This is a genomic window from Streptomyces sp. P17 (assembly GCF_032436805.1).
Taxonomy (GTDB): Bacteria; Actinomycetota; Actinomycetes; order Streptomycetales; family Streptomycetaceae; genus Streptomyces.
On record NZ_JAVRBF010000026.1, the window covers coordinates 96,667 to 108,070 of the forward strand.

The 11,404-nt window shown below is 66.3% G+C and carries 5 protein-coding genes and 1 pseudogene; all 6 read right to left on the minus strand.

Annotation, left to right across the window (positions count from 1 at the left end; genetic code table 11):
- Nucleotides 1–123 precede the first annotated feature (123 nt).
- Nucleotides 124–4,023, minus strand: coding sequence for a DNA-directed RNA polymerase subunit beta' (locus RMT89_RS18765; protein ID WP_315884882.1), 3,900 nt, complete (start codon nucleotides 4,021–4,023; stop codon nucleotides 124–126).
- Between the two features lie 97 nt (nucleotides 4,024–4,120).
- Complete coding sequence (gene rpoB, locus RMT89_RS18770) at nucleotides 4,121–7,606, minus strand: DNA-directed RNA polymerase subunit beta (RefSeq protein WP_315884883.1); 3,486 nt, start codon at nucleotides 7,604–7,606, stop codon at nucleotides 4,121–4,123.
- Nucleotides 7,607–8,199: 593 nt separating this feature from the next.
- Nucleotides 8,200–8,586 (minus strand): 50S ribosomal protein L7/L12, encoded by a 387-nt coding sequence (rplL, locus tag RMT89_RS18775; RefSeq protein ID WP_250071140.1) that lies wholly within the window; start codon nucleotides 8,584–8,586, stop codon nucleotides 8,200–8,202.
- A gap of 122 nt (nucleotides 8,587–8,708) precedes the next feature.
- Nucleotides 8,709–9,239, minus strand: a complete 531-nt coding sequence (gene rplJ, locus RMT89_RS18780; RefSeq protein WP_315884884.1) for a 50S ribosomal protein L10 — start codon at nucleotides 9,237–9,239, stop codon at nucleotides 8,709–8,711.
- Between the two features lie 280 nt (nucleotides 9,240–9,519).
- Nucleotides 9,520–10,383 carry a DUF1396 domain-containing protein gene (locus RMT89_RS18785; protein ID WP_315884885.1) on the minus strand — a complete coding sequence of 288 codons (864 nt, stop codon included), beginning with the start codon at nucleotides 10,381–10,383 and terminating at the stop codon, nucleotides 9,520–9,522.
- Between the two features lie 91 nt (nucleotides 10,384–10,474).
- Nucleotides 10,475–11,202 (minus strand): annotated as a pseudogene (locus RMT89_RS18790) (hypothetical protein).
- Nucleotides 11,203–11,404 lie beyond the last annotated feature (202 nt).

Below are 11,404 nucleotides of genomic sequence, written 5' to 3' on the forward strand. Positions count from 1 at the left end.
AGCCGCAAGACGATCGGCGCGGACCCCGCCGGTGACCCGGAGCGATCACTCGAACGCCAGCCTCGAACACGCCGAAGGGCGGCCACCCATACGGATGACCGCCCCTCAACTCAAGCGACTCGCTTACTGGTTGTACGGACCGTAGTCGTAGTCCTCCAGCGGAACGGCCTGGCCGGAGCCCGTGCCGAACGGCGAGTAGTCGATGTCGTCGTAGCCGACGGCCGAGTACATCGCGGCCTTGGCCTCCTCGGTCGGCTCGACCCGGATGTTGCGGTAGCGGGACAGACCCGTACCGGCCGGGATGAGCTTACCGATGATGACGTTCTCCTTGAGGCCGATGAGCGAGTCGGACTTGGCGTTGATCGCCGCATCCGTGAGGACTCGCGTCGTCTCCTGGAAGGACGCCGCCGACAGCCAGGACTCCGTGGCCAGCGAGGCCTTGGTGATACCCATGAGCTGCGGACGACCGGAGGCCGGGTGACCGCCCTCCTGGACCACACGACGGTTCTCGGTCTCGAACTTCGAGCGCTCGACCAGCTCACCGGGCAGCAGCTCGGCGTCGCCGGACTCGATGATCGTCACCCGGCGCAGCATCTGCCGGATGATGATCTCGATGTGCTTGTCGTGGATCGACACACCCTGCGAGTTGTAGACCTTCTGGACCTCGCCGACCAGGTGGACCTGGACGGCACGCTGACCCAGAATGCGCAGCACGTCGTGCGGGTTGGTGGCACCCACGGTGAGCTGCTGGCCCACCTCGACGTGGTCGCCCTCGCGGACCAGGACCTTGGCACGCTTCGAGATCGGGAACGCCGTCTCGTCGCTGCCGTCGTCCGGGGTGACGACGATCTTCTTGGTCTTCTCGGTCTCCTCGATCCGCACGCGGCCGGAGGCCTCGGAGATCGGGGCGACACCCTTCGGCGTACGAGCCTCGAAGAGCTCGACGACACGGGGCAGACCCTGGGTGATGTCGTCACCGGCCACACCACCGGTGTGGAAGGTACGCATCGTCAGCTGGGTACCGGGCTCACCGATGGACTGGGCGGCGATGATGCCGACCGCCTCACCGATGTCGACCAGCTTGCCGGTGGCCAGCGAGCGGCCGTAGCACATGGCGCAGGTGCCGACCTGAGACTCGCACGTGAGGATCGAGCGGGTCTTGACCTCCTCGACACCGTGGTGCACGAGCTGGTCGATGAGCACGTCGCCGAGGTCCACGTTGGCCGGCGCGATCACCTTGCCGTCGATGACGACGTCCTCGGCGAGCATGCGGGCGTAGACGCTGGTCTCGACGTCGTCCGTCTTGCGCAGGACGTCGTCCTCGCCGCGGACCGCGATCTTCAGCTTCAGACCGCGCTCGGTGCCGCAGTCCTCCTCGCGGATGATCACGTCCTGCGAGACGTCCACCAGACGACGGGTCAGGTAACCCGAGTCGGCGGTACGCAGGGCGGTGTCCGCCAGACCCTTACGGGCACCGTGCGTGGAGATGAAGTACTCCAGCACGGACAGACCCTCACGGAACGAGGCCTTGATCGGACGCGGAATCGTCTCGTTCTTGGCGTTCGACACCAGACCACGCATACCGGCGATCTGACGCATCTGCATCATGTTGCCTCGTGCACCCGAGTTCACCATCATGAAGATCGGGTTGGTCTTCGGGAAGTTCTCGTTCATGGCCTCGGCAACCTCGTTGGTCGCCTTGGTCCAGATCGCGATGAGTTCCTGGGTGCGCTCGTCCTTGGTGATCAGACCGCGCTCGTACTGCTTCTGGACCTTCTCGTCCTGCGCCTCGTAACCCTTGACGATCTCCTTCTTCGCCTCGGGAACGACGACGTCGGAGATGGCCACGGTGACGCCGGAACGGGTCGCCCAGTAGAAGCCGGCCGCCTTCAGGTTGTCGAGCGTCGCCGCCACGATGACCTTGGGGTAGCGCTCGGCGAGGTCGTTGACGATCTCGGAGAGCTGCTTCTTGCCGACCTCGTAGTCGACGAACGGGTAGTCCTCGGGCAGCAGCTCGTTGAAGAGCGCGCGGCCCAGCGTGGTGCGCAGCCGGAAGCTGTCACCCTGCTGCCACTCCGGCTCGCCCTCCTCCTGCGCCGGCGGCATCCAGCCACGCGGTGGGATGGTGCCCACCGGGAAGCGGATGTCGATCGGCGACTGCAGCGAGAGCTCGCCCGCGTCGAAGGCCATGATCGCCTCGGCGACGGACGCGAAGGAGCGGTCCTCACCCTTGACGTTGCGCATCTCGCCGTCGGTGGTGAGGAAGAACAGACCGAGGACCATGTCCTGGGTCGGCATCGTCACCGGACGGCCGTCGGCGGGCTTGAGGATGTTGTTCGAGGACAGCATCAGGATGCGGGCCTCGGCCTGCGCCTCCGCGGACAGCGGAAGGTGTACGGCCATCTGGTCACCGTCGAAGTCCGCGTTGAACGCGGTGCAGACGAGCGGGTGGATCTGGATGGCCTTGCCCTCGACCAGCTGCGGCTCGAAGGCCTGGATGCCGAGGCGGTGCAGGGTGGGAGCACGGTTCAGCAGAACCGGGTGCTCGGCGATGACCTCTTCGAGGACGTCGTACACGACGGTACGGCCGCGCTCCACCATGCGCTTGGCGCTCTTGATGTTCTGCGCGTGGTTCAGGTCGACCAGGCGCTTCATCACGAACGGCTTGAAGAGCTCCAGCGCCATGGCCTTGGGCAGACCACACTGGTGCAGCTTCAGCTGCGGGCCGACGACGATGACGGAACGCGCCGAGTAGTCGACTCGCTTACCGAGCAGGTTCTGACGGAAACGACCCTGCTTGCCCTTCAGCATGTCGCTGAGGGACTTCAGCGGGCGGTTACCGGGACCGGTGACCGGACGGCCACGGCGGCCGTTGTCGAACAGCGCGTCGACGGCCTCCTGGAGCATGCGCTTCTCGTTGTTCACGATGATCTCGGGCGCACCGAGGTCGAGAAGGCGCTTCAGTCGGTTGTTCCGGTTGATCACACGGCGGTACAGGTCGTTCAGGTCGGAGGTCGCGAAGCGGCCACCGTCCAGCTGCACCATCGGGCGAAGGTCCGGCGGGATGACCGGGACGCAGTCCAGGACCATGCCCTTGGGGCTGTTGCTGGTCTGCAGGAACGCGGAGACGACCTTCAGGCGCTTGAGCGCACGGGTCTTCTTCTGGCCCTTGCCGGTACGGATGATCTCGCGGAGCTTCTCGGCCTCTTCCTCCAGGTCGAAGGACTCCAGGCGCTTCTGCAGCGCCGCGGCACCCATCGAACCGTCGAAGTACGTGCCGAAGCGGTCCCGCAGCTCGCGGTAGAGGAGCTCGTCGCCCTCCAGGTCCTGGACCTTGAGGTTCTTGAACCGGGTCCACACCTCGTCGAGACGGTCGATCTCGCGCTGCGCACGGTCGCGCAGCTGCTTCATCTCACGCTCGGCACCCTCGCGCACCTTGCGGCGCACGTCGGCCTTGGCGCCCTCGGCCTCCAGCTCGGCCAGGTCGGACTCAAGCTTCTTGGCGCGGGCCTCAAGGTCGGCGTCCCGGCGGTTCTCGACCTGCTGCCGCTCGACGGAGACATGCGCCTCCAGGGAGGGCAGGTCGCGGGTACGGCGCTCCTCGTCGACGTACGTGATCATGTACGCCGCGAAGTAGATGACCTTCTCCAGGTCCTTCGGCGCCAGGTCCAGCAGGTAGCCGAGGCGCGAAGGAACACCCTTGAAGTACCAGATGTGCGTGACGGGAGCGGCCAGCTCGATGTGGCCCATCCGCTCACGGCGCACCTTGGCGCGAGTCACCTCGACGCCACAGCGCTCACAGATGATGCCCTTGAACCGGACACGCTTGTACTTGCCGCAGTAGCACTCCCAGTCCCGGGTCGGACCGAAGATCTTCTCGCAGAAGAGTCCGTCCTTTTCGGGCTTGAGGGTGCGGTAGTTGATGGTCTCGGGCTTCTTGACCTCGCCGTGGCTCCACTGACGGATGTCGTCAGCGGTGGCCAGGCCGATCCGGAGCTCGTCGAAGAAGTTGACGTCGAGCACTATGCGTCAATCCCTCTCAGGGTCGTGAGTCTTTGGTCTGATACGGGGGCCTGGGGGTCGGCGGGGCCCTGTGGGTGAGGGCCCCGCCGGACTCCCGTCAGACCTCTTCGACGCTGCTCGGCTCGCGCCGGGACAGGTCGATGCCGAGCTCCTCCGCGGCGCGGAAGACATCCTCGTCGGTGTCACGCATTTCGATGGACATACCGTCGCTGGACAGCACCTCCACGTTCAGGCAGAGAGACTGCATCTCCTTGATGAGCACCTTGAAGGACTCGGGGATGCCGGGCTCGGGGATGTTCTCGCCCTTGACGATGGCCTCGTAGACCTTCACGCGGCCGGTGACGTCGTCGGACTTGATGGTCAGCAGCTCCTGGAGGGCGTACGCGGCGCCGTAGGCCTCAAGGGCCCACACCTCCATCTCGCCGAACCGCTGGCCACCGAACTGAGCCTTACCACCCAGCGGCTGCTGGGTGATCATGGAGTACGGACCGGTCGAACGGGCGTGCAGCTTGTCGTCGACCAGGTGGTGCAGCTTCAGGATGTACATGTAGCCGACCGAGATCGGGTCCGGGAACGGCTCACCGCTACGGCCGTCGAACAGCCGCGCCTTACCGGTCGGGAGCACCATGCGCTCGCCGTCGCGGTTCGGGATGGTGTGGTTCAGCAGACCCGCGAGCTCGTCCTCACGCGCACCGTCGAAGACCGGGGTGGCGACGTTGGTGCCCGGGGCGACCTGGTCGGCGCCGATGACCTGCAGGCGCTGCGCCCACTCGTCGGCGAGACCGGAGACGTCCCAGCCGCGGCTGGCGAGCCAGCCGAGGTGGATCTCCAGAACCTGTCCCGGGTTCATTCGGGACGGCACACCGAGCGGGTTGAGGATGATGTCGACCGGGGTGCCGTCCTCCAGGAACGGCATGTCCTCGATCGGCAGGATCTTCGAGATGACGCCCTTGTTGCCGTGCCGGCCGGCGAGCTTGTCACCGTCGGTGATCTTGCGCTTCTGCGCCACGTACACGCGCACCAGCTGGTTCACACCGGGGGGAAGCTCGTCGCCCTCCTCGCGGTCGAAGACGCGGACGCCGATGACCTTGCCGGTCTCGCCGTGCGGCACCTTCAGCGAGGTGTCACGGACCTCACGGGCCTTCTCACCGAAGATCGCGCGCAGCAGGCGCTCCTCCGGCGTCAGCTCGGTCTCACCCTTGGGCGTGACCTTGCCGACGAGGATGTCACCGGCGATGACCTCGGCACCGATACGGATGATGCCGCGCTCGTCGAGGTCGGCGAGGACCTCCTCGGAGACGTTCGGGATGTCCCGGGTGATCTCCTCGGGGCCGAGCTTGGTGTCACGGGCGTCGACCTCGTGCTCCTCGATGTGGATCGAGGAGAGGACGTCGTCCTGCACGAGGCGCTGCGACAGGATGATCGCGTCCTCGTAGTTGTGACCCTCCCACGGCATGAACGCGACCAGCAGGTTCTTGCCGAGCGCCATCTCGCCGTTCTGGGTGGCCGGACCGTCGGCCAGGACCTGGCCCTCGATGATCCGGTCGCCCTCGTTGACGATGACCTTCTGGTTGACCGAGGTGCCCTGGTTGGAGCGGGCGAACTTGGCCAGGCGGTAGGTGATGTACGTGCCGTCGTCGTTGGCGGTGGTGATGTAGTCCGCGGAGACCTCCTGGACCACACCGGCCTTCTCGGCCTTGACCACGTCGCCGGCGTCGACCGCGGAGCGGTACTCCATGCCGGTGCCGACGAGCGGGGACTCCGACTTAATCAGCGGAACGGCCTGACGCATCATGTTCGCGCCCATGAGGGCTCGGTTGGCGTCGTCGTGCTCAAGGAAGGGGATCATGGCGGTCGCGACCGACACCATCTGGCGCGGCGAGACGTCCATGTAGTCTACGTCCTCGCCGCCGACGTAGTCGACCTCGCCGCCACGGCGGCGGACGAGCACGCGGGCCTCGGAGAAGCGCATGTCGTCACCGAGCGCGGCGTTGGCCTGCGCGATGACGAACCGGTCCTCCTCGTCGGCGGTCAGGTAGTCCACCTCGTCGGTGACCTGGCCGTCGACGACCTTGCGGTACGGGGTCTCGACGAAACCGAACGCGTTGACCCGGCCGTAGGAGGCCAGCGAGCCGATCAGACCGATGTTCGGGCCTTCGGGCGTCTCGATCGGGCACATGCGGCCGTAGTGGGACGGGTGCACGTCACGGACCTCGAAGCCGGCCCGCTCACGGGAGAGACCACCCGGGCCAAGAGCCGACAGACGGCGCTTGTGGGTGAGACCCGACAGCGGGTTGTTCTGGTCCATGAACTGCGACAGCTGGCTGGTGCCGAAGAACTCCTTGATGGAGGCGACGACCGGCCGGATGTTGATCAGGGTCTGCGGCGTGATCGCCTCGACGTCCTGAGTCGTCATGCGCTCACGGACGACTCGCTCCATACGCGCCAGACCCGTACGGACCTGGTTCTGGATGAGCTCGCCGACGCTGCGCAGACGACGGTTGCCGAAGTGGTCGATGTCGTCGGTCTCGACGACGATGGTGCCGCCGCTGTCCCCGGTGGTCTCGGTCTCGCCGGCGTGCAGCTTCACCAGGTACTTGATCGTCGAGATGATGTCCTCGACGGTCAGGATGCCCGCGTCCAGCGGAGCGTCCGCACCCAGCTTCTTGTTGACCTTGTAGCGGCCGACCTTGGCCAGGTCGTAGCGCTTGGGGTTGAAGTACAGGTTCTCCAGCAGCGTCTGCGCGGCCTCACGGGTGGGGGGCTCGCCCGGACGCAGCTTGCGGTAGATGTCCAGCAGCGCGTCGTCCTGGCCCTGGGTGTGGTCCTTCTCCAGGGTGGCGCGCATGGACTCGTACTCGCCGAACTCCTCCAGGATCTGCTCGGTGGTCCAGCCGAGCGCCTTCAGGAGAACGGTGACGGACTGCTTGCGCTTGCGGTCGATGCGGACACCGACCATGTCGCGCTTGTCGATCTCCATCTCCAGCCAGGCACCCCGGGATGGGATGATCTTGGCCGAGAAGATGTCCTTGTCGGACGTCTTGTCGATGGAGGAGTCGAAGTAGACACCGGGCGAGCGGACCAGCTGGGACACCACGACACGCTCGGTGCCGTTGATGACGAAGGTGCCCTTGTTGGTCATGAGCGGGAAGTCGCCCATGAAGACCGTCTGGGACTTGATCTCGCCGGTCTCGTTGTTGGTGAACTCAGCCGTCACGAAGAGCGGGGCGGCGTACGTGAAGTCGCGCTCCTTGCACTCGTCGATGCTGTTCTTCGGCGGCTCGAAGCGGTGGTCGCGGAACGTCAGCGACATCGACCCGGAGAAGTCCTCGATCGGAGAGATCTCCTCGAAGATCTCCTCCAGACCGGACTTGGTGGGGACGTCCTGACCGGACTCAAGAGCCGCCTCGACCCGACTCTGCCAGGCGGTGTTCCCGAGCAGCCAGTCAAAGCTCTCGGTCTGCAGCGCGAGCAGGTTGGGAACCTCAAGGGGCTCCTTGATCTTTGCAAAGGAGATGCGCAGCGGGGCGGTGCTGGCGCCGTTGTTCGTATTCGCGGTCGAGGCAGTGCGCGAGGCGGCCAAGAGGGGGTCCTTCCGAGGGCTCGGACTCACTACGCGCGTACCGGCCCCTCACTCCGGGGCGCAGAGACAGATTCCCCATTCTGACTGTTTGGCCAGGTCAGGGGTGGTCCGGTCGTCTGTGCTCGGGCGAGGGCATGCCCCTGGTGACGGGCAGGGGACAGCTAACAGGCAGCGCAAAGGGTCAGTGTAGCCACTTGGCACACTGATGTCCAGTGCGGGTTTTTCGCGACCCTCGTTGTTCTCAACGCCCTCGTTCTCAACGCCCTCGGCATGCCCGCCCTCGATGCACGTTGATACTGCCCTCTCCGTCGTCGATCCATGCCTCGGATTCGGACCGTTGTGACGACGCGTCCTGAGAATTGCGCGCTGCGTGCGGTTCGTCAAGGCCCCCCTTGGCAGAACCGGGGGCGGCCGGAGACACGACGAAGATCACCATACCCCTCGTGACCTCAGGCGCAAGGTAACCGTGGCCGCCCCACCGGGAACGCCGAAGAGCGACCACCCAGATGGATGATCGCTCTTCGGTGCGCTCGCGTTACAGCCCTACGGGGCCGCAATCAGCTCGCTCGGATCCGTGCCGGACCCGTGAGGTGTTACTTGACCTCGACGGAGGCGCCGGCGCCCTTGAGGGACTCGGCGGCCTTCTCGGCGGCGTCCTTGGCAACCTTCTCCAGGACGGGCTTCGGGGCGCCGTCCACGAGGTCCTTGGCCTCCTTGAGGCCCAGGGAGGTCAGCTCACGCACGACCTTGATGACCTGGATCTTCTTGTCGCCCGCACCGGTGAGGATGACGTCGAACTCGTCCTTCTCCTCCTCGGCGGCGGCGGCCGGGGCACCCGGGGCGCCGGCGGCGGCAACGGCGACCGGGGCCGCGGCGGTGACGTCGAACTTCTCCTCGAACGCCTTCACGAACTCGGAGAGCTGGATCAGGGTCATGCCCTCGAACTCGGCGAGCAGTTCTTCCTGGGTGAGAGCCATGATGGCTTTCCTTCCACTTAAATCGGCAGGTGCCGGATGTACATGACTGGCGGGCGTACGTTCGGCCCGCTACGACCGTTGCCTGTGGCCGGAGGCCTCAGGCGGCGATCATGATGCGAGCCGAATTACTCGGCACCGCCCTGCTCGTCCTGCTTGGCGCGAAGCGCGTCCACGGTGCGGACGAGCTTCGACGGGAGCGCCTGGAAGAGCGCGGCAGCCTGGGACTGCTTGCCCTTCATGGCGCCCGCCAGCTTGGCGAGCAGAACCTCGCGGGACTCAAGGTCCGCAAGCTTCTTGATCTCATCGGCGGACAGCGCCTTGCCGTCAAGGACACCGCCCTTGATGATGAGATTCGGGTTGTCCTTGGCGAAGTCACGAAGACCCTTCGCCGACTCCACCGGGTCACCGGTGACGAAGGCGACGGCAGTCGGACCAGCGAAGAGCTGGTCGTCCAGCGTGATCCCGGCCTCGTTGGCCGCAATCTTGGTCAGCGTGTTCTTCACCACGGCGTACTGGGCGTTCTCACCGAGCGAACGACGCAGCGTCTTGAGCTGCGCCACGGTGAGACCGCGGTACTCGGTCAGCACGGCGGCGTTGGAGCTGCGGAACTTGTCCGTCAGCTCGGCAACCGCGGCAGCCTTGTCGGGCCTCGCCATAGAGCCTCGGCCTCCTTCCGGGTGATTCGGACCGCGCGGACCCGAAGGAGGACTGGGGAAAACGAAACGCCCCGGCGCAGGCGCTCGGGGCGTGGCTCGACCGTCATGGAGACCCATGCGGGAGCAACTTCCACAATCACCTGCGCGGGTCGTCCGCAGTTCAGCGGATCCTTCGGCCACCGCGCCCTCGAACGAGCGCACGGCAACGACCAGCGGTCTTTGGCTTCTGGAAGAGAGTACGTGACCGGATCGCCGTGAAGCAAATCCGGTCATACGGCGCTCAGCTCTCGCCGAGCTCGTTCATCATCTCGGCCAGGTCGACGGTGTCCTTCGCGGGCGGGGCCTTGAAGGTCACCGGCTTGTTGTAGTCGAGGAAGGTGATGGTCAGGTCGAGGGGGCCCTTGTCGGCCTCACCCTTCATCCGGAACTGCTTGGTGCGGTCGTCACCGTCGATCCACATGTCCATCGTGAGCTCGTCGACGCCCATGTCCTCGTACTGCTTGAGGCTCTTCTCGCGCTTCTCGCGCGTGTCCTTGTCCTCGTCCTTGAAGGAGTCACGGAGCGTGTCGAGGGTGACGGTGCCCCGGTAGCGGGTCGTCTCGACGCCGTCGACCTTCTCGGTGCCGATCTCCTTCACGTCCTTGGCGCCGGTGAGGAAGGTGGACTCGGCCGCCGGGTTCTGCTCGGCCTGGCCGGCGCCGGGGGCGCCCGCCCCGCCGAGGGCGTCCTTCCCGAGCGCGGACATGTCGAACTTGATCCAGCTCTTGCCGTCCATCTCCTTGGCCATCTTGGGGTTGCCCCCGATGTACATGGCCTTGTCGACGAGCCGGATCTCGGCGGAGCCGTCCGCCCCCTGGTCGAGGGCCGTCATCTTCATGCTCATGGCCAGATCGGGCTTCATGCGCATGGCGGCCTCGGCCTTGACCCGCCCCTGCTCCGGCACCTTGCCCGTCATCCGGTAGCGCAGGGATGTGATGTCGTCCGAGTTCTTCGCCGCCTTGGCCACGGCCGCCGCGGGGGTCATCTTCGGCGACTCCTCGGCCTCCCCCTTGGAACAGCTCACCGCGCCCGCGGCGAGGGCCACGGCGGCGAGCCCGGCGCCGATCGTGCGAGTGCGCGCGGAACGTCGTACAGAAAGCCCCATCGATTCCCCCCAAGGAACACATGAGCGATACACAGATGAGCCGCGAGCCTAACCGATCGGAGTGCAGGCGGTCTCTTGAATACCGGCGGCCTCAGGAGCTCTGCTTCTTCAGCAGTTCCCTGAAGTCCTCGGTGTCGGCGGCCGGGGGCTTCTCGGCGGCGACCCGCACGCCGTAGTCGCTGTAGTGGGCGGTCTGGGTCAGTTCCCCGGTCGCCAGCGCGCCCTTCTCGGACTTCTTGATCAGCAGGCCCCGGTCGTCGACCCACAGGTCGACGGTCTGGGTGGCGGCCACGGTGCCGGAGTGGTGCACGGCACGGCGGCCCGTACCGTCGTCTCCAAGCCGATCCTGCGTACGTCCTCGCAGTCCAGCAGGAGCTTGACCGACTGGTTGGGGGGGCCGGCGCGTATCTGCTCGGCGAAGGTGGCGCCGGTGCCGTCGCCCTCCCCTAGTAGGTCGTCGTAGGCGTATCTGGCCCAGTGCCTGCCGCCCGCCTGCTCGGCGAACTTCTCGCCCATGTGCGCGTAGTAGGCGTCGGGCAGATAACGGGCCTCCATGGAGGTCACGCCGAGGCGGCGGCGCATCGTCTGCGCGGTGGTGCCGCCGGGGTAGGTGATGGTCAGGGTGCCGACGAGCTCGTCCTCCCAGTCGAGGGCGCCCTCGGCCGCGATGGACAGCTCCTCGCCCATGACGGTGGTGGACTCCACCCGGACCGGTTGCGCCGCGGCCGTGGACCGCTCGGCGGCGCGCAGGGCGGCGAGGAGCGGGCGGTCTGGCGGTCGTCCCTCCGTGCAGGCGGTGAGGACGGCGAGCAGCGCCATCACCAGAACTGCCGTGCGCCTCATCCGTCCCACCACCCGCAGTCGTCCCCCTGACGAAGAACGCCAGCCGAGGGCACTGACAATCGTCCGGAAACGGAAAAGGGAACGGGCCCCGCACCTCGGAAGGACGCTGTTGGTTAATCCGGGGCCCTGCTACTTCGCCCCGCCGGTCGTTTGGTCGGCGGGGCGAAGTGCTGCGAAG